The following is an 18,667-nucleotide window of genomic DNA, read 5'->3' on the forward strand; positions in this document are numbered from 1 at the left end:
CGAAACCCGAGGAAAATCCGGGGTTTCTGCTTCCTTCAAGGAGACAGCGAGGGAGGCCCGAGGCTAACGGAATCCTCCCTCGCGGGTCAAGGAATCCACCCACCCCAACCCCCAGGAGGATCAGGGGGTTGCGCGATGAGCAGGCGAGCAGGCGAGCAGGCCCGGCCTAGGGGGTCTCCTCGATGGCCTTGCGCAGCCGGTGGGTGCCCGTCTCGGACGCCAGCAGCCGCTCCACGAAGCGCGTGTCGTAGTTGCCCTCGACGAAGGCGTCCTCCGCCATGGCCGCCCGGTGGAACGGGATGTTGGTGCGGATGCCCTGCACCACGTACTCGCCCAGCGCCCGCTGCATGCGCCGGATCGCCGTGGGCCGGTCCTCCGCGTACACGATCAGCTTGGCCAGCAGGCTGTCGTAGTACGGCAGCACCGTGTAGTTCTCGTACGCACTGGAGTCCACACGCACGCCATAGCCGCCGGGCGCGCTGTAGGCGGTGATCTTCCCCGGCCAGGGGACGAAGGTGACGGGGTCCTCGGCGTTGACGCGGCATTCGATCGCGTGGCCGCGCATCTGGATGTCCTCCTGCTTGCGCTGGAGGGGCTCGCCGGAGGAGAGCTTGATCTGCTCGCGCACCAGGTCGATGCCGGTGACGAGCTCGGTCACCGGGTGCTCCACCTGGATACGGGTGTTCATCTCCATGAAGTAGAAGCGCCCGTTCTCGTCGAGCAGGTACTCGATGGTGCCCACGTTGTTGTAGCCGAGCTTCTCCATGGCGCGGATGGAGACCTCGCCCATCTGCTGGCGCAGCTCGGGGGTGAGGGCCGGGGACGGGCTCTCTTCGATCAACTTCTGGTGGCGGCGCTGCACGGAGCACTCGCGCTCACCCAGGTGGATGATGCGGCCGTGCTCGTCGGCCACGACTTGGATTTCGATGTGGCGGGGCTTCTCCACGTACCGCTCGATGTAGAGGTCGCCGTTGCCGAAGGAGGCCACGGCCTCGGCCGCCGCCGTGGCGAAGGCCTGGGCCAGCGCGTGCGGCTCGCGGACGATCTTCATGCCCTTGCCGCCACCGCCGGCCGCCGCCTTGAGGATGACCGGGAAGCCGATCTCCCGGGCGAAGGCCTCGGCCTCCTTGGGATCCTTCACCGTGCCGATGCTGCCGGGCAGCAGGGGCAGGCCGGCCTCGCGCGCGGCGTTGCGGGCGCGGACCTTGTTGCCCATCAGCGAGATCATCTCCGGCCGGGGGCCGATGAAGTGGATCTTGCAGTCCCGGCACACCTTGGCGAACTCGGAGTTCTCCGAGAGGAAGCCGTAGCCGGGGTGGATGGCGTCCGCACGGGTGATCTCCGCCGCGGAGAGCAGCTGCGGGATGTTGAGGTAGCTCTCCTTGGACGGGGGAGGACCGATGCACACCGACTCATCGGCGAACCGCACGTGCAGGGCGTTGGCGTCCGCCGTGGAGTGCACCGCCACGGTGGCGATGCCCAGCTCACGGCAAGCACGGATGACCCGCAGGGCAATCTCCCCGCGGTTGGCGATCAGCACCTTCTTGAACACGATGTCGTGCCTCCGCGGGGCGCTGGGCGCCCGCTATGTCAGACCGGCTCGATGCGGAAGAGCGCCTGGCCAAACTCCACCGGCTGCCCGTTCTCCACGAGGATCTCCGCCACGCGGCCCGCCACGTCGGCTTCGATCTCGTTCATCAGCTTCATGGCCTCGATGATGCAGAGCACCTGGCCCTTCTTCACCACCGTGCCCACCTCGACGAAAGCGGGCTGATCCGGGGCGGGCGTCCGGTAGAACGTCCCCACGAACGGGCTGGTGACGGCGTGACCGGGCTTCTCCGCCGCCGGAGCCGCGGCAGCCGGAGCCGGCGCGGCCGGAGCATGGTGCACGGCGGGAGCAGGCGCGGCCATCACCGGCGCGGCGGCCATCACCGGCGCGGGGCTCACCGAGGGCGACACCGGAGCGGCGTGCACGATGGTGGGCGCCGGCACGGGGCCACGGCGGATGAACAGCTTCTCCTCACCCCGCTGCCAGACGAGCCGCGTCACCTCGGAGGCCTCGAGGATCTCCACGATCTGCCGGAGCGCCTCCACGTCCAGGGACGTGGTGTTGCCCTCGATCCGGGCGCTCCCCGGCTGCACGGTGGCCACGGGCTCCGTTCGCACTGCCTTGCGCTTGGTTGCCAATTCCGTCCCCTCCCTGAACCGCAGTGGGCTCTTAGCCCGCGGTGGCCACGCGCGTGAGGTACTTGCCGTCGCGCGTGTCGATCTTGAGGATGTCACCCTCGTTGATGAAGAGCGGCACGTTGACGGTGTAGCCCGTCTCCATGGTGGCCGGCTTCAGCGCGCCGGACACGGTGTCGCCGCGCACGCCCGGATCGCACTTGGTGACCTTCAGGTCCACCGAGTTCGGCAGCGTCACGCCGATGGCCTTGCCGTTGTAGAACAGGATGGCCGCGTTGATGTTCTCCTTCAGGAAGTTCTTGGACTCCCCGAGGACCTCGGCGCTGATGAAGGTCTGCTCGTAGTTGCGGGTGTCCATGAAGTAGAAGTCGCCGCCCTGCTCGTACAGGAACTGCATGTCCTTCTCTTCGATGTCGGGCTTGGCCACCTTCTCGCCGGACTTGAGGGTCGGCTGGAGCACACGCCCGGTCAGCAGGCTGCGGATGGACGTACGCACGAAGGCCGAGCCCTTGCCCGGCTTGACGTGCTGGAACTCGACGATCTCGAACGGCTCACCGTCGATTTCGATCTTCATGCCCTTGCGGAACTCGGACGTATCAATGACACCAGCCATGGACAGGCTCCTTCGGACAGCTTGAAAAGTCCGGGGTGTCTAGCCGAGGCGCCGCGCCTTGCAAAGGGGAAAGGCGCGGCGCGCTGCGCCGTCCGCTCGGCGGCCTACAACTCGGCGCGAATCTTGGGGGCGATCACCCGGAGGACGTACCTGCCCTTTCCATAGTTACCGTCCGCCCGGAGCGCCAGCACCAGGAAGTATTCCGGGGAGATGAGGCGCATCAGCGTGAGCACCCGCTCGCTGTTCACGCTGACCTCCTGGACCTCCCCCGTCTTGAGCGTCTCGGCGGCCTGGCGGAGCTGACCGAGCAGGTTGGCGTACTCCACCCAGGCTCCGTTCAGCTCCAGCTCGGCCGCGTCTTCCTTCTGATGGGTGTCCACGGAGATCCCGTCGAAACCCATCACACTGCAGGCCAGGGCCCCGTCTACCTGGTTGACCACCGACTCGAGGTGCGTGCGGAAGGACATGGCGTCTGGCTTGTAGGAGGCGCGGGGAAGTGGGTCAAGCGCTAGGTGGCATCAACGCAGCCGTTGGAGCCACTGGGGACGAGGACATCCTGCCCCCTTACGCAAGTGCCGGCAGGCTTTGTATCCGGATCCGTGCAGTCGTAGGTTGCACCACTTGTATACACGGTCACCGGGAAGGTGAACTTGTTGCTCTCCACCGTCTGACCGCTGCTCAGCCGTCCCCGGGCCTTGATGGTGGCGAACACGGTCCCAGCCCCCTTGCCGGGCAGTGCCGCGACCGCCTTGGGGCCGAACGCGTTCATGAAGACGTAGCTCTCCTCCGCGCTGGTCCCAGGACGCAAGACGCGGTAGATGGCACTGGTCTCCTCTTCGGTGTCGATCAGATTCGTGGCATCGGTACCGCCTTGCGGCATGAACTTGTAGGAGTAGACGATCTCGTTGAGGGTGATGTCGCTGAGCCCCTGGCCCGAGAACTCCTCCTGGTTGACGGTGATGGACTGGACGGAGTTGTTCGTCTCGACGCTCATCGCCAGCAGGTAGTTCAGACTACCGGACAGGTCGAGAAGGCCCGAGCCGATCACGAAGTCATCGGCGGGCGTGCAGCCCACGCCCTCCTCGAACGTCAGCGCCCGGGCATCGAGGAACCGCACGGCCGCATCACCCTGGTTGGCCACACAACCCGCCTGCGCCAACGCCAGTGCCGCAATCGCCATCAATCGCTTCATGAATCGACTCCTTGGACCGTAGGGCAGAGAGACCGGCTACAGGGACTGGGAAATCGTCTGCCGGTTGAGGATGCGCGGCGTGATGAAGATGAGCAGCTCCTGGCGATCATCACGCTCGCGGAAGTTCTTGAACAGCAGCCCCAGCACCGGAATCTTCGAGAGGAAGGGGACCGAGTTGCTCTGGGTGCTGCCGCGGCGCACGTAGATACCGCCGATGACGGTGGTATCGCCGTCCTTCACCAGCACCTGGGTGTTGGCCTCCTTGCGCTGGATGGCGGGCTGGCCGTTGGCGCCCGTCTGCGAAGGATCCGGCTGGTTGTTGGCCGCGTTGATGGTCAGCATGATGCTGCCATCCTGGGTGACGTGGGGCGTCACCTCGAGCGACAGACGCGCCTCGACGAAGGTGGTGTTGGCACCGGAGGCGGACACCTGGCTGAACGGGATGGACACACCCTGGCTGATGCGGGCGGTGTTGTTGTCCAGCGTCGTCACCTTCGGGGCGGAGATGGTCTTCACGACACCCTCGTTCTCCGCCGCGGACAGGCGCAGGTTGAGGGCGAGCGCACCACCGGCCGAGCCGAACACGAAGCCCAGCGCACCACCGGTGCCCAGACCGGCGCCCACCGGCAGGTTGACGGCGAAGTTGGGGATGTCGGAGACGCCCGGCGACGTGCCTTCGATGCCACCCGTCACCACCGCGGTGTTGGGGAAGATGAGGCCGGTGGCATTGCCCGTGGCGGGCGCGGCCGAGGCCTGACCACCCCACTGCACACCGAGCTCGCGGCTGAACGAGGTGTTGGCCTCGACGATGCGGCTCTCGATGAGCACCTGCGGCGTCTGCGTGTCCAGGTTGCGCACCAGGGCCCGCGCCTTCTCCACGTTGGCGCGCACGTCCTTGACGATGAGCACGTTGGTGCGCAGATCCACCGTCACCGTGCCGCGCTCGCTCAGCACGTCCCGGACGCGGCTCGACATGTCGTTGGCCGACGCGTAGTTCACCGGGATGAGGTTCACCAGCAGCTCCTCCTGGGCCACCAGCGACTTCTTGCGCTCCTGGCGCAGCCGGGCCTCCTCCTCCAGCGTCTTGAGCGGAGCCACGCGCACGATGTTGCCGATCTCCTCCTTGCCCAGCGACTTGGTGCGCAGGATGAGATCCAACGCCTGATCCCAGGGCACGTTGCGCAGGCGGATCGTCACCTTGCCGTTCACGTCATCGGCCACGACGATGTTCTTCTTGGAGATCTCCGCGATGACGCGCAGCAGGTTCTGGATGTCGATGTCCTTGAACTCGAAGGACACCTTCTTGCCGCGGTAGCGGGCCTGCTGGGGCGCGCCCTCGGAGGCATAGGTGGGCGCCTCGGCGGTGAAGCCGGCGGTGCGCTGGGTGACGGTCACCTGCTCCGTCTTCACGCCCTTGACGCTCAGCCGCCAGGACAGGCCACCGGCCACCTGGCTCACGTTCTCCTCGATGGCGCCATCCGCGGCCACCACCACGCGCACCCGGTTGCCCTCGCCGGGCACCGCGAAGGCGCTGATCATCTTCACCGGCGTCTCCAGCGCGCTGGTGTCCAGGCTGCGCTCCAGGCGCCGCGGCAGCCGGGCGTTCTCGATGGACAGCACCGCGCTGCGCGGATCCGGCCGCTCCACCTTCCAGGCCACCGCGCCCGACAGCTTCAGGTTCACCCGGCCACCGGACTCGTTCTCGTCGAAGGTCAGGTCCTTCACCTCGACGGCGGCCAGCTGGGCGTCCACGGGCTTGACGCGCACGGGCTCGTTCTCGGCGACGACCTTCTCGGGCGTGTCGGCCGGCTTGCGGGCCACCTTGCCACCGAGCACCACCTCCAGGCCGCGGCCGGTGCGCTCCACCTCGTAGCCGGGCATCTGCCCGCGCACGTCGAGCACCAGCCGGACCTTGTCCGAGTGGGCGCCCACGCGCACGTCCTTCAGCACGCCCGAGCGGACGCGCGGAGCGCGCGCCGACAGGCCCACGCCGTACACGTCCACCGCGAGCCGGGGGGGATCCGCCAGCTCCAGCACCTCGTAGCGGGCGACCTCGCCGTCCGCGCGGATGCTCAGGGTGTCACGGGCGAAGGACAGGCCGGTGATGCGGCGGGCCGGGTGGGCCACCTCGCGCTCGTCCGCCTCGGCGGCCACCACGTTCTCGGGCAGCGCGGCGGACTTCTTCTCCTGCGGCTCGGCCGCGGCCGGCCGCGGCGCGGGGGCCACCTGCGGAGCGGGCGCGGCGCTGGCGACGGCGGCGGGCTTCGGCTCGGGCGCGGCCGGCGTCACCGGCTCCGCCCTGGCCTCGGGCGCCTTCGCCTCGGCGACCTTCGCCTCGGCCACCGCTCCGTCCACGGAGATGATGACCTTGTTGCCGTCCGCGCGCACGTCGTACTGCGCGGCCTGGTGCAGGGCCACCAGCACCCGGCCCACGCTCGCGCGCTCGTCCGAGAACTGGGAGGCCACCACTCCGGCCACCGGTCCCTGTCCGTTGTGGTGTCCCTTGATGCCCGTGGCGTCCGCCGACGAGAGGTCCACCACCAGCCGCTCCGGACCGCTCAGCCGGAAGACGGTGAAGGTAGGAGCCCGCGTGCCGGCCACCACCACCTGGGCGCCCGAACCCGTCTGCACGACCTTCAGGTCGCGCAACGTATTGAGCTCGGCGGCCTCGGCCCCGACACCCACGATGGCAACCGCCAGGGCGGCCACCACGCTCATCAACTTGCCCCTCGTCACAGCGCTCTCCTCGAGCATGCTTCCCCTCAACAAGTTGCAATGGGCCCTGGGCGCCGCACTTCCCGGCGCCCAGGTCACCGGGCCCCTACGGCTCCCAGTTCTTGCCCGTCATCAGGTCGTAGGCGGGGTCCACCCGGCCCTCACGCTGCTTCAGCTCCAGCTTCACCGGGTTGTAGACCACCCGGTCCGCCGTGGTGGTCGTCTCCGTGACGATGACCTCCTCACGGAGGATCTGCGTCACCTTGCCACCCTGGCGGCCCATCCGGGTGTTGCGGCGCACGATGTGGCCGCGGCCCATCGGGTCCTCCACCATGGCCATGGGGTTGGCGTCACCGGTGACCACCGCCACCAGCTTGAGCTGATCGATGTCCCACTGGCACAGCGGCTCGGTGCAGGCCGACACCTGGGCACCGGGCTGCGGATTCTCGCGCACCATGTCCTCGATGGGACTGCGGAACGGATCCCGCCGGCCCATGGGATTGTAGCTGTAGACGTACCCCGGCGCGGCCGTCACCGTCGTCACCGGCGCCGCGGCCTTTTCCTTCTGGGCCTCGGCCTTCGGCTTGGACGCGGCCGCGGCAGGCGGAGGCGCTTCCTCGCCGCAACCGGCGAGGGCGAGGGCCAATGCCCCCGAAATCAACATGGAGTGGAACGTCTTCATCCGCGGGTCCCCTTGTCGCCCCATTTCCAGGACCGATCAAGTTTCTGCTACTTCTTCTTCTTCTTGCCTTCACCCGCGTTCGCCGTGTTGACGAAGCGGAAGGTGGTGGCGAGGAAGGAGCTGTTGAGCATCACCTTCTCGCTCTTCACCTTGGCGCCATCGAGCTTGATGTTGTTGACGTTGACGATGCGCCGCATGGTCGAGACCTCCTGCAGGAACATCGCGATCTCGTGGTAGTTGCCGCTCACCACCACCTTGATGGGGATGCGGGCGAAGAAATCACCACCGCCCACCGTCTCCGGACCCGGCTCCACGCGGGCGATCTCCAGCCCGGACTTCTTGCCGATGTCGTTGATCTGCGCGAGCAGCTCCTCGATGTCCTTGTTCTCGGGCAGCTCGGTGAGGGCCTCGGCGAGCCGCTGCTCCAGCACGTCCATCTCGCGCCGGCGCTCGTTGAGGTTCTGGGCGATCTCGCTCTTCTCCGCCAGCTCCAGGTCCAGCTTGCGCTGCTCGGCCTGCTGCCGCTCCATCTGCACTTCCAGCGGCTGGATGCCGAAGAAGAAGTTGGCGGCGGTCAGCAGCACCACCAGGGCCGCCAGTCCGCCGAAGCGGACCGCGGGGGGGGCCTTGGCGAGCCTCTCGAGGTATTTGTCCATGGCTCCAGGTCCTCTCAGATGGCGTAGTTGGCGTTGAGGGAGATGTCGAAGACCACCGTGCTCACCTCACCGGCCTTGGCGGCGCCCTGCTGGGTGCTCTTCAACTCCACGTTGGAGAAGAAGGACTTGACGTCCGTCACGGGGAACTCCTCGATGGCGGCCTCGGCCGCCACCAGCTCCACGCGGGAGGTCTTGGCATCGCGGCGCTGCTCCACCAGGCGGCCAATGCCCTTGGGCGTCCACACCATGCTGTTGAGGTTGCGCATCAGCTCGGCCACGTCGTCATGGCTGACGGCGGAACCGGCCAGCTTCACGTTGCCGCGCTCCTCGGTGAAGACGCGCAGCCACACCTTCTTGGGCAGCGCGGTGGACAGCGCGTCCAGCATGCGCACCGGACCGGAGCGGCCGCGGCGCAGCTCGTCCAGGACGGCGAGCTTCTTCTCCACCTCGGTCTTGCGGGTGTTGATGTTCTTCACCTCGCCGATCGTCTTGTCGAGATCGGCGATGCGGCGCTTGGTGTTGGACAGGCCCTCGGCCTGCTTGTCCACCACGCCGGCGCGATCGGCGTACCACATGTAGTTGCCCACGCAGGCGCCCACGAGCACGAAGGCGAGGAGCGCCAGGACTTGGCGTCCGGCGTTCGGCCTGACCTTGGCCCGGACTGGCAGCAGGTTGATACGAATCATCATGTGCGTCGGTCCTTCGAAGACGAAGAAGCTGGGGAGGGATCAGCCGAGCTTGTCGCCAGGCTTGCGCAATGCGAGACCCACGGCCACCGCGGCCATCGGCGCCACCTCCATGATGAAGGCGGGGTCGAACTTGCGGTTGTCCACGTCGATCTTCCGGAACGGGTTGAGGATCTCCACCGGCACGCCCACGCGCGACTCGATGGTCTTGAACAACGCCGGAATCTTGGCGGTTCCACCGGAGAGGTAGACCTTGGTGAAGTTGGCGTCCACGGCGGTGCCCGCGTAGAAGTCCAGCGAGCGCTGGATTTCACCGGCCACCTGCTCGGCCACGCCCAGCAGCACCCGCTCCACCTCCTGGGGAACCACGGCGTCCGAGTCCCCGCGCGTGCCGCCGATCTTCAGCGCCTCGGCCTCCTCGTAGGAGACGTTGAGCTGCTTCTGGATCTCCTCGGTGAACTGGTTGCCACCGATGGTGACGTCACGGGTGAAGACGGTGATGCCGTTGGAGATGATGTTGATGTTCACCACCGAGGCGCCCGCGTTGATGAGCACCACCGTCTCCTTGTCGGGGACGTCGTAGTTGGAGGCGAACATGTTCTGGACGGCGAAGGCGTCCACGTCCACCACCACCGGCTGCAGCCCCGACTCGGAGACCACGGTGGTGTAGTCGTTGATCATGTCCTTCTTGGCCGCGACCAGCAGCACGTCCATCTGGCCGGTGGCGTCATTGCCGCCCGCGTCCAGAATCTGCGTGTCGATGTTCACGTCCTTCACGTCGAAGGGGATGTACTGCTCCGCCTCCCACTGGATGCTCTCCTCGAGCTCCTCCTGGCTCATCCGGGGCATCTGGATCTTCTTGATGATGACCGAGTGGCCGGAGACGCCGATGGCGACCTCCTTGTTCTTGATCTTCAGCTCGGTCATGAGCTCCTGCAGCGCCTGGACGATGGCGGTGGAGTTCATGAGCGCGCCGTCGACGATGGCCTCGGGAGGCAACGGCTTCATGCCGAAGCTCTGCAGCGCGTAGCTCACCTGGCCGCGCTTGCGCTGCTCCTTGAGGAGGATCATCTTCACCGAGGTCGATCCGATATCGAGACCGAGAGCCAGCTTTCCCTTCGCCATACAGTCATTGCTCCTGAGGGGCCGCCAGCGTAGCACCGGCTCGCGAGCCCTCCTAAAAAGTGCTCCGCGCCTGCCCGGACAGCAGACGGCCAATTCGTCCCCCGGAATCCCACGGCGGTGCACCCACGCCGCTCTTGTAGGGCCGATTTTCCGGCTTCGGACGCGTTCCGTCAAATCTCACCGGTTCACGCTCCGTCCTCTACCGGGCAGCCAGTCAGCCTCGCTCCCCCTCTGCGTCCGCGTCGATTCCGTACTCCTTGATTTTGTACAGCAGGGCCCGATGACTGATCTCCAGGACCTCGGCGGCGCGGGTGCGGTTGCCCCGGGTGCGGCGCAGGGCGGCGCGGATGTAGGACTCCTCCAGGTCGCGGATGGCCTGCTTGAGGGAGAGGTTGGCCTCGGAGGAGGGACGCGTGGGGGTGAGCGCGGGCGCGCTGGCCGGGGGAGGCGTGGCCCAGAGCCGCTCTGGCAGGTTCTCCGGGAGGATCAGCTCTCCCTCGGCCAGCAGCACGGCGCGCTCCATGGCGTTCTCCAGCTCGCGCACGTTGCCGGGCCACGCATAGGAGGACAGGAGGGCCTCGGCCTCGGGGCTGAAGCCGCGCACGGGGGGCTCGCGGTTGAGCTCGCGGTTGAAGCGCAGGAGGAAGGCGCGGGCCAGCACGAGGATGTCCGCGTGACGCTCGCGCAGCGGGGGCACGCGCACGTTCACCACGTTGAGCCGGTAATAGAGGTCCTCGCGGAACTCGCCCCGCTCCACCAGCCGGCCCAGGTCGCGCAGCGTGGCGGCCAGGACGCGCACGTCCACCTTCTCCGCGCGGTTCTCCCCCACCGGGCGCAGCTCGCCCTCCTGGAGCACGCGCAACAGCTTCACCTGGGCGGGCGGGGGCAGCTCCCCCACCTCGTCGAGGAAGAGCGTGCCGCCGTCGGCCTCGCTGAAGAGGCCGCGCCGGGCGGTGCGCGCGTCGGTGAAGGCGCCCCGCGCATGGCCGAAGAGCTCGCTCTCGATGAGGCCCGTGGGGATGGCGCCGCAGTTGACGGCGACGAAGGGCATGGCGGCCCGGGGAGAGCGCGCATGCAGCGCCCGGGCGATGAGCTCCTTGCCCGTCCCGCTCTCGCCGGTGATGAGGACGGTGGTGCCCACCGGCGCGAGCCGCTCCACCTGCCGCATCACCACGCGCATGGGCTCGCTCTCGCCGAGGATGCCGTCGCCGGGCGAGACGCCACCGGAGGCCTGCAGGCGCCGGTTCTCCCGCAGCAGCCGCTCGCGCTCCTCCGCCTTGCGCAGGACGAAGACGATCTCCTCGGGCTTGAAGGGCTTGCGCACGTAGTCGTACGCGCCGGCCCCCACCGCCTCGAGCGCCTGCTCCTGCGAGCCGTAGGCACTCATCACCACCACCGTCAGCCCCGGGTGCTCGGCGAGCGCCTGGCGCAGCACGGACAGGCCGTCGCGCCTGGGCATGCGCACGTCGCACAGGAGCACGTCGTAGCCGCGCGCGGACAGCTCCCGCAGCGCTTCCTCCCCATCGGCCACGGCGCGCACCTCGTAACCCAACCCCGAGAGCACCAGGGTGAGCACGTGGCGGACGGAGGGCTCGTCATCGGCGACGAGGATGCTGCGGAAGAGGGCCATGGGACCCTTCAGAACTAGCCCACTCCGGGGTGCGCGGCCAGATTCCGCCTCAGATGGCTGGCAGCCGGACGGAGAAGCGAGCACCCCCGCCCGGCACATTCTCCGCCGTGAGCCGCCCGCCCATGCCCTCCGTCAGATGGAGCGAGACGGCCAGTCCCAGTCCCGTGCCCTGACCGGGCTCCTTGGTGGTGAAGAAGGGCTCGAAGAGGCGCGGCATCACCTCCGCCGGGATGCCCGGCCCCGTGTCCTCCACCCCCAGCACCACCTCCCCCGCCTCGCTCCACGTGGAGAGCCGGACGAGCCCCTGCCCTCCCATGGCCTGCACCGCGTTGAGCAACAGGTTGATGACGATCTGTGACAGCGGCCCCGAATCCGCCCGCGCGAGCAGTCCGGGCGTGAGGGCGAGCTCCAGCCGCACCTGCGAGAAATCCCGGCCCACCTTCACCAGCTGCACGCACGTCTCCACCACGTGCCCCACCTCCACCGGCCCCAGCCGCTCGCGCGAGGGGCGGCCGATCTCCAGCAGCCCCCGGACGATGCCGTCGATGCGCTGCACCTCCTGATCGATGCGTCCGAGGTACTCCTGCACCTCCGGATCCTTCACGCGGGCCCCGGCCAGCGACAGGTAGCCGAGGATGCCCGCCAGCGGATTGCCCACCTCGTGGGCCACGCCCGCGGCGAGCCGGCCCACGGTGGCCAGCCGCTCCGCCGAGACGAGCTCCGTCTGCGCCCGGGCCAGGCGCGCGTTGGCGGCCCGCAGCGCCTCCACCTGCCGCCGCGTGGTCTCCTGCTCCTCCTGGAGCGCCGCCGCCATCCGCGAGAGCGCCCGCTGGATGCGCGAGAGCAGCGGCCCCGGACTCTCCGGGACCGAGACGTCCAGCTCCAGCCGGCCGAGCTGCTCCACCACCACCTCGGTCCGCCTCAGCGGCCGGCCCACCATGAAGTCCAGCACCCCGTACGCCAGGACGGTGAGCAGCAGCAGATCCAACACCAGGAGGAAGGGCAGCGAGCCCAGCGTCCGCGACAACACCACCGCCTCCTGCGAGCCGTGCACCGAGCCGTGCCGCGCCACCTCCAGCAGCGCCAGCAACGGCCGCTGCAGGGTGAGCCAGGTGAGGCCCGTGCCCACCACGCTGAGCAGGAAGGCGACGCTGGCGATCCGCCACTTCATCCGCGTCCGCCCTCCCTCACCGCGCTCCCGCGAACAGCATGTCCAGCGGCACCGGCAGCACCTCGCGCAACAAGGGACCGAGCAACATCACCTCGAGCGCCGCCAGCGACAGCCAGGGGCCGAAGGGGATGCTGGTGGGGCCCGGCTCCCAGTCGTCCTCCTCCTCCTCCTCGTCCTCCGCCTTCTTCTCTTCACCCCCGGTGTCCACCGGCTCCGGGCCCACCGGCGGCGCGGGGGTGGACTCCGGCCCGGGCTCGGGGTCCGGCGCCGGTCCCGCACGCCCACGCACGAGCAGCAGCAGCGAGCCCACCACCGCGCCCTGCAACGAGGAGAGAAAGATGACGGCGAGCAGCGGCTTCCACGTGAGGAAGGCGCCAATGAGCGCGAGCAGATCCTTGTCTCCCGCGCCCAGCGCCTCCTTCTTGAAGATCTTCTCCCCCAACCACTCCATCCCCCAGAACACGAGGAAGCCCACCACCGCGCCGATGATGGCGTCCTGCACCCTCCCCCACCCCATCGGCCAGGACAACACCACTCCGGCGGCGATGCCCGGCCACGTCAGCTCATGCGGGAGGATCCAATGCTCCAGATCAATGAAGGAGAGCGGCACCAGCAACAGCACCAGCACCAGGGCGGCCACCAGCTCGGGGGTCCAACCAAAACGGCGCTGGCACGCCAGGAAGAGCAGCGCGGTGAGCAGCTCGATGAGCGGATAGCGCCAGGAGATGGGCAGACCGCAGGAGCTGCAACGAGCGCGCAGCGCGAGCCACGACAGGACTGGAATGTTCTCGTACCATGCGAGTTGATGCCCGCAACGGGGACAGCGCGAGCGGGGATGCACGATGCTCTCGCCCGCGGGCACGCGAGCGATCACGACATTCAAGAAACTGCCGAAGAGCAGGCCCATGACGAAAACCAACGTCACGGCCGCGCCTTCCACCGCCTGAGGAGTCACGTTCCGCGTCCCTTCGTTCCGCAAACATCTCCGGATGGCGGAGCATAGGGCCCAAGCGCGTCACCGGGGCAGACGTTTCCTGTCACCCGGTGACAAAAATTGGCACCCGAAAACCGTCACCCGCGCCGTGCGCCAGAGCCAAGATCCTGGATCAGCGTGGAGGCTGCGAGGGTTTGACCCTGGCACCGTTCGTGCTATTCCTCACGACGGCTTCGGCCGCAACCCCTCCTTCACCCGAAGGGAAATTCAAATGACCCGTCTGTTCGCCCGCAAGAACCGCGGCTTCACGCTCATCGAGCTCATGATCGTGGTGGCCATCATCGGCATCCTCGCCGCCATCGCCATCCCGAACTTCATCAAGTTCCAGGCTCGCTCCAAGCAGGGCGAGGCCAAGGCCAACCTGAAGGCCTGGTTCACCACGCAGCGCGCCTTCCTGCAGGAGAAGGACCGCTACGAGCAGGACATCAAGATCATCGGTTACGCCCCCGAGCGCGGCAACCGCTACGCCTACTACTTCGTGAAGGACCCGACCTGGGAGCTGCGTGAGGGCGCGGCCCTGAAGGCCGACCAGACGTCCGCCACCGGCATCACGGTGGACGCCGGTAAGTTCAAGGGCGCCACCACCAACCCGAAGTTCGTCGACATCGGCGTGTCCCACGCCGGCACGGGCGGCGCGCCCCTGAAGCCCGGCATCTCCGGCACCTGCCCTGGCTGCAACATCGACGCGATCGCCGCCGGTAACATCGACAACGAGACCGACGGTATCGACACCTGGTACATCTCCACGGGTGACTCCACGGGCGCCGCCAACTGCGGCAACGGTGACGAGACCATGGCCGTGGCCGGTACGCCGTTCATGAACTTCAACGACGTGGACTGCGACGCCACCAAGTAGTCGCTCCGTCGCCGGGCAGGCTCCCTGAGCCTCCGTCGAGAATGAAAGGACACTCGGGCATAAACCCGGGTGTCCTTTCTGTTTTAATGCCGCCCATGAGGTCGCGAACTTCCCTGCCTGCCCTGCTGGTCGGCGCCTTCTGCCTGACCGCTCTCGTCCTGCTCGCGGCGCCGCCTCGTCAGCAACCCCGAGGTCCCCACCAGGAGCCCCTGCTCCCTCGCCAGGAGCTGCTGCGCCTGGCCGGGCGTGGCTACCTGGAGCTGGTCGCCGACTATTTCTGGCTTCAGACCATCCAGGCCACCGGCCGCGCCTTCGTCGCCGAGGAGTACGGGGACATCTACCCGTATGCGGATCTCACCACGGACCTGGATCCGAAATTTGGCCTCGTCTACGTGTTCGCCGGCAGCGCGCTGCCCACCAACACGGGGCGGGAGATCTGGGCCAACACGGATGAGTCCACACGTCTTCTGCGCAAGGGCCTGAAGATGTTCCCGGACGATCTCAAGATGCACATCCTGCTGGCCTACAACCTGAGCGCCTTCCACAAGCAGTACCAGGAGGCCGCCCAGCTGCTGGAGCGGGCCTCGAAGCTGCCGGGTGCGCCCTCGTACCTGCCGGCCCTGGCCACCCGCCTGTATGCCCAATCCGGGAGCGTGGACGCGGGCCTCGCGCTGGCCCGGACCCTCGCGAGCTCCGCGGAGGACGAGGAGACGCGGGAGATCTTCAAGCAGCGTGTGCGGGACCTGGAGATGGAAGCCGAGCTGCGGCACGTGGAGGACTCCATCGCCCGCTTCCGCCAGCAGTTCGGCGTGGCCCCACCGGATGTGGACACGCTGCTGTGGCTGGGCTTCCTGGACAGGCCTCCGTACGACCCCAAGGGCGGCGGGTTCTTCATCGGAGCCGATGATCGCGCCTATTCCGTCACCCAGCAGCGGCGGCTCGAGATCTTCACCCCCGACAACCGTGGCTACCAATGGGCCATGCCCATGGAGCAGTGAACCCATGGACTCTCCCTCTCCCATCGAAATCCGAAACCTGTCCAAGACGTACCGGCTCGGGTTCCTCATGAACCGGCAGGTGCGCGCCCTGCAGTCGTTGGATCTCTCGCTGATGCCGGGCCAGGTGTATGGACTGCTCGGGCCCAATGGCGCCGGCAAGTCCACCACCATCAAGATCCTCCTCAACCTGGTGCAGCCCTCGGGAGGCGAGGCGCGGCTGTTCGGCCTGCCCCCGTCCGAGCGCGAGGCGCGCCGCCGGGTGGGCTATGTGCCGGAGAACCCCGCGCCCTACGAGTACCTCACGGGCCGCGAGTTCGTCACGCTGTCGGGACGGCTCAATGGCCTGAGCGGCAAGGAGCTGGATGACCGGGTCTCCGAGGTGCTGGGCATGGTGCAGATGACCCGCGCCGCCAACCTGCAGATCCGCCGCTACAGCAAGGGCATGGTGCAGCGCGTGGCGCTGGCGCAGGCCCTGGTGTCCAAGCCCGCCCTGCTCATCCTGGACGAGCCCACCTCGGGGTTGGATCCCGTGGGCCGCCGGCAGATCCGCGACCTCATCCTCGAGGAGCGCCACCGCGGGACCACGGTGCTCTTCTGCACGCACATCATCCCGGACGTGGAGGCGCTCTGTGATCGGGTGGCCGTGCTGGTGGGTGGCCGGCGCGTGCGCGAGGGCAGCGTGGCGGAGCTGGTGAGCTCGCAGGCCACGCACGTGGAGATGACGGTGGAGGGGCTGCCCCTGGAGCGCATCCAGGCCCTGGGCATTGCCCTGGAGCTGGCCCGTCCCCTGGAGAACCGCGTGCTGCTGCACGTGCGCGAGTCGGATTCACAGCCGATGCTCAAGCGTGTGCTGGAGCAGGGGGGGCGGGTCACCCAGCTGCAGCCCGCCCGCTTCTCGTTGGAAGAACTGTTCCTGCGTGCCCTGGAAGAGGCGAAGCAGGGTCCCGTGGGAGGAGAGATCTCGTGATGGGTCCGTTCATCGCCCTGGCGCTCAATGGCTTCCGGGAGGCCCGGCGCAACCGGGTCACCCTGCTGGTGGCCATCTTCGCGTTGGCCATGCTCCTGTCCACCACGCTCGTGCTGGAGGTCACCGTCGGCACGTTCGATCGCGTCATCACCGACGTGGGCCTGGGGGCCATGAGCCTGATGCTGGTGCTGCTCACCATCTTCCTCTCCAGCGGGCTCATCTCGCGGGAGATCGAGAGGCGCACCATCTTCCTCATGGTGTCCAAGCCGCTGTCGCGTGGCGCGTTCCTGGTGGGCCGGCTGGCGGGCAACATGCTCACCGTGACGGTGCTGCAGCTGCTCATGGCCGCGCTCTTCTTCGCGATGATGTTCTTCTACCAGAGCCCCATCAGCCCGGCGCACCTGGCGGCGGTGGGCATGCTGTGGTTCGAGCTGTGGGTGCTCAGCGCCGTGGGCTTCCTGATGTCCAGCTTCTCCAGCCAGATGGTGTCGGCCTTCGTCACGGTGAGCGTCTACTTCGCCGGCCACCTGTCGTCGGACATCTACGCGCTGGCCTCCAAGTCCCAGAGCGGCGCCATCCAGGTGGTGGGCAAGGCCGTGTACTACGTGCTGCCGGACCTCTCCCGCTTCAACTACCGGCCGCACGCGACGTACTACGCCCCCATCGCCTCCAGCGAGCTGCTGTCGGCCGCCACGTACGGCGTGGCCTTCACCGGCGTGCTGGTAGCGCTGGCCATCATCCTCTTCAACCGGCGCGACTTCCGCTGAGGCCCGGGGAGGCGGGGCTCAGGCCTCGTCCTCCCGGTCCGACAGTCCGTGCTTGGCCAGGCGGTAGCGGAAGGAGCGGAACGTCAGCCCGAGCAGCTCCGCCGCGCGGATCTTCACCCCGCCCGCCTGGGAGAGGGCGGCCAGCAGGTAGCGCCGCTCGGCGTCGTCCAGGTGGTGCTCCAGCGAGAAGCCGGGGCCGAGCTGCACCTCCGCCGAGGGAGCCGCCGCCACCGGCGACGCAGCCGGCTCACCGCGCAGCGTGGGCGGCAGCGAGGCCAGCGTCAGCACGTCCCCATCCGCCAGCGTGGCCGCGCGCTCGACGATGTTCTCCAGCTGGCGCACGTTGCCCGGGAAGGAGTAGGCGGACAGCACCGCCAGCGCCTCCGGCGAGAAGCGCATCCCCGGCCGCCCCAGCTCCTTGCGCTGACGCTCGAGGAAGTGCTCGGCCAGGAGCGCGATGTCTCCCGCCCGCTCGCGCAACGGCGGCAGCTCCAGCGTGATCACATTGAGGCGGTAGAAGAGATCCTCCCGGAAGCGCCCCGCCTTCACCTCGGCCTCCAGGCGCCGGTTGGTGGCGGCCACCACGCGCGCGTGGAAGGGAATCTCCGCCGAGCTGCCCACCGGCTTCACCTTGCGCTCCTGCAGCACACGCAACAGCTTCACCTGCGTGGCCAGCGGCACCTCGCCAATCTCGTCGAGGAACACCGTCCCCTCGCCCGCGTGCACCAGCAGGCCCGGCCGCTCCTGCGTGGCGCCGGTGAAGGCGCCCTTCACGTGGCCGAAGAGCTCGCTCTCCAGCACGCCCTCGTTGAGGGCCGCGCAGTTGACGGGAAGGAAGGGCTGGCCCGCCCGCTGGCTCTTGAGGTGGATGGCCTTGGCGATGAGCTCCTTGCCCGTGCCGCTCTCCCCGTGGATGAGGACGGTCGAGCGCGTGGGCGCCACCTTCTCCACCAGGCTCCACACGGCGCGCATCCGCTCGCTGCGCCCCACCCCCATCACCCCCGCGCCGGGCACCAGGTGCTCGCGCAGCGACACGTTCTCCTGGCGCAGCGAGCGCTTCTCCAACGCCTTCTGCACCAGCAGCTTCAACTCCTCGTTGTCGAAGGGCTTGCCGATGTAGTCGTACGCCCCCTCGCGCATGGCCTCCACCGCCGAGGCCGCCGTGCCAAAGGCGGTGATGACGATGACCTCGGGCGGCTCGGGCAGCGCGCGCGTGGCGCGCAGCACGTCCATCCCGCTCTGCGAGGCGCCCAGCTTCATGTCGGTGATGACCAGGTCCACCTTCGCCGAGGCCAGCACCTCCCGGGCCGCCTTCACTCCGTCCGCGCACGTCACCTGGTAGCCCGCACGGGCCAGCAACACCTCCAGGAACTCGCGCATCGACAGCTCATCGTCCACCACCAGGATGTGCACGGCCACGCTCTCCCTTTC

General features: G+C 68.2%; 18 protein-coding genes. 4 read left to right on the forward strand and 14 right to left on the reverse strand.

The features are described from left to right. Window positions 1–166 precede the first annotated feature (166 nt). From accC to VFZ09_RS20840, 13 genes are all read right to left on the reverse strand, one after another. Window positions 167–1,552 (reverse strand): acetyl-CoA carboxylase biotin carboxylase subunit, encoded by a 1,386-nt coding sequence (accC, locus tag VFZ09_RS20780; RefSeq protein ID WP_329729365.1) that lies wholly within the window; start codon window positions 1,550–1,552, stop codon window positions 167–169. A gap of 38 nt (window positions 1,553–1,590) precedes the next feature. Next, window positions 1,591–2,187, reverse strand: coding sequence for an acetyl-CoA carboxylase biotin carboxyl carrier protein (accB, locus tag VFZ09_RS20785; RefSeq protein ID WP_414640723.1), 597 nt, complete (start codon window positions 2,185–2,187; stop codon window positions 1,591–1,593). A 31-nt stretch (window positions 2,188–2,218) separates the two neighbouring features. Then, window positions 2,219–2,797, reverse strand: a complete 579-nt coding sequence (gene efp, locus VFZ09_RS20790) for an elongation factor P (RefSeq protein WP_329729366.1) — start codon at window positions 2,795–2,797, stop codon at window positions 2,219–2,221. 104 nt (window positions 2,798–2,901) lie between these two features. Further along, entirely contained in the window at window positions 2,902–3,264 is a 363-nt protein-coding gene (locus VFZ09_RS20795) for a roadblock/LC7 domain-containing protein (protein WP_267539747.1), read from the reverse strand. Window positions 3,265–3,305: 41 nt separating this feature from the next. Continuing rightward, the gene (locus VFZ09_RS20800; RefSeq protein ID WP_329729367.1) at window positions 3,306–3,989 is read right to left on the reverse strand and encodes a hypothetical protein; all 684 of its coding nucleotides are present in this window, start codon (window positions 3,987–3,989) and stop codon (window positions 3,306–3,308) included. Window positions 3,990–4,025: 36 nt separating this feature from the next. After that, window positions 4,026–6,743: a type IV pilus secretin PilQ gene (gene pilQ / locus VFZ09_RS20805; protein ID WP_329729368.1), complete on the reverse strand. Its 2,718-nt coding sequence runs from the start codon at window positions 6,741–6,743 to the stop codon at window positions 4,026–4,028. Between the two features lie 67 nt (window positions 6,744–6,810). Beyond that, entirely contained in the window at window positions 6,811–7,386 is a 576-nt protein-coding gene (locus VFZ09_RS20810) for a pilus assembly protein PilP (RefSeq protein ID WP_329729369.1), read from the reverse strand. A 47-nt stretch (window positions 7,387–7,433) separates the two neighbouring features. Further along, window positions 7,434–8,042 (reverse strand): type 4a pilus biogenesis protein PilO, encoded by a 609-nt coding sequence (locus VFZ09_RS20815; protein ID WP_329729370.1) that lies wholly within the window; start codon window positions 8,040–8,042, stop codon window positions 7,434–7,436. Window positions 8,043–8,056: 14 nt separating this feature from the next. Then, window positions 8,057–8,731 carry a PilN domain-containing protein gene (locus VFZ09_RS20820; protein WP_329729371.1) on the reverse strand — a complete coding sequence of 225 codons (675 nt, stop codon included), beginning with the start codon at window positions 8,729–8,731 and terminating at the stop codon, window positions 8,057–8,059. A gap of 39 nt (window positions 8,732–8,770) precedes the next feature. Continuing rightward, window positions 8,771–9,853: a type IV pilus assembly protein PilM gene (pilM, locus tag VFZ09_RS20825; protein ID WP_329729372.1), complete on the reverse strand. Its 1,083-nt coding sequence runs from the start codon at window positions 9,851–9,853 to the stop codon at window positions 8,771–8,773. Between the two features lie 214 nt (window positions 9,854–10,067). Then, window positions 10,068–11,483 (reverse strand): sigma-54 dependent transcriptional regulator, encoded by a 1,416-nt coding sequence (locus VFZ09_RS20830; RefSeq protein WP_329729373.1) that lies wholly within the window; start codon window positions 11,481–11,483, stop codon window positions 10,068–10,070. Window positions 11,484–11,532: 49 nt separating this feature from the next. Further along, window positions 11,533–12,654, reverse strand: coding sequence for a sensor histidine kinase (locus tag VFZ09_RS20835; RefSeq protein WP_329729374.1), 1,122 nt, complete (start codon window positions 12,652–12,654; stop codon window positions 11,533–11,535). A gap of 16 nt (window positions 12,655–12,670) precedes the next feature. Beyond that, on the reverse strand, window positions 12,671–13,561 hold the full coding sequence (locus VFZ09_RS20840; RefSeq protein WP_329729405.1) for a prepilin peptidase: 891 nt from the start codon (window positions 13,559–13,561) through the stop codon (window positions 12,671–12,673). Between the two features lie 298 nt (window positions 13,562–13,859). Between VFZ09_RS20840 and VFZ09_RS20845 the strand changes: the two genes are divergently transcribed. The 4 genes from VFZ09_RS20845 to VFZ09_RS20860 all read left to right on the forward strand — a co-directional run bounded on the left by VFZ09_RS20845 (window position 13,860) and on the right by VFZ09_RS20860 (window position 17,236). Next, window positions 13,860–14,504 carry a prepilin-type N-terminal cleavage/methylation domain-containing protein gene (locus VFZ09_RS20845; protein ID WP_329729375.1) on the forward strand — a complete coding sequence of 215 codons (645 nt, stop codon included), beginning with the start codon at window positions 13,860–13,862 and terminating at the stop codon, window positions 14,502–14,504. A 95-nt stretch (window positions 14,505–14,599) separates the two neighbouring features. Further along, window positions 14,600–15,502, forward strand: coding sequence for a hypothetical protein (locus VFZ09_RS20850; protein ID WP_329729376.1), 903 nt, complete (start codon window positions 14,600–14,602; stop codon window positions 15,500–15,502). 4 nt (window positions 15,503–15,506) lie between these two features. Continuing rightward, the gene (locus VFZ09_RS20855) at window positions 15,507–16,469 is read left to right on the forward strand and encodes an ABC transporter ATP-binding protein (RefSeq protein WP_329729377.1); all 963 of its coding nucleotides are present in this window, start codon (window positions 15,507–15,509) and stop codon (window positions 16,467–16,469) included. Continuing rightward, window positions 16,469–17,236: an ABC transporter permease gene (locus tag VFZ09_RS20860; RefSeq protein WP_329729406.1), complete on the forward strand. Its 768-nt coding sequence runs from the start codon at window positions 16,469–16,471 to the stop codon at window positions 17,234–17,236. The genes VFZ09_RS20855 and VFZ09_RS20860 overlap by 1 nt, the downstream gene beginning before the upstream one ends. An 18-nt stretch (window positions 17,237–17,254) precedes the next feature. Here the strand turns inward: VFZ09_RS20860 and VFZ09_RS20865 are convergent, their stop codons facing one another. Continuing rightward, window positions 17,255–18,649 carry a sigma-54 dependent transcriptional regulator gene (locus tag VFZ09_RS20865; protein ID WP_329729407.1) on the reverse strand — a complete coding sequence of 465 codons (1,395 nt, stop codon included), beginning with the start codon at window positions 18,647–18,649 and terminating at the stop codon, window positions 17,255–17,257. Window positions 18,650–18,667 lie beyond the last annotated feature (18 nt).

The organism is Archangium sp., from assembly GCF_036277355.1.
Classification (GTDB): Bacteria; Myxococcota; Myxococcia; order Myxococcales; family Myxococcaceae; genus Archangium.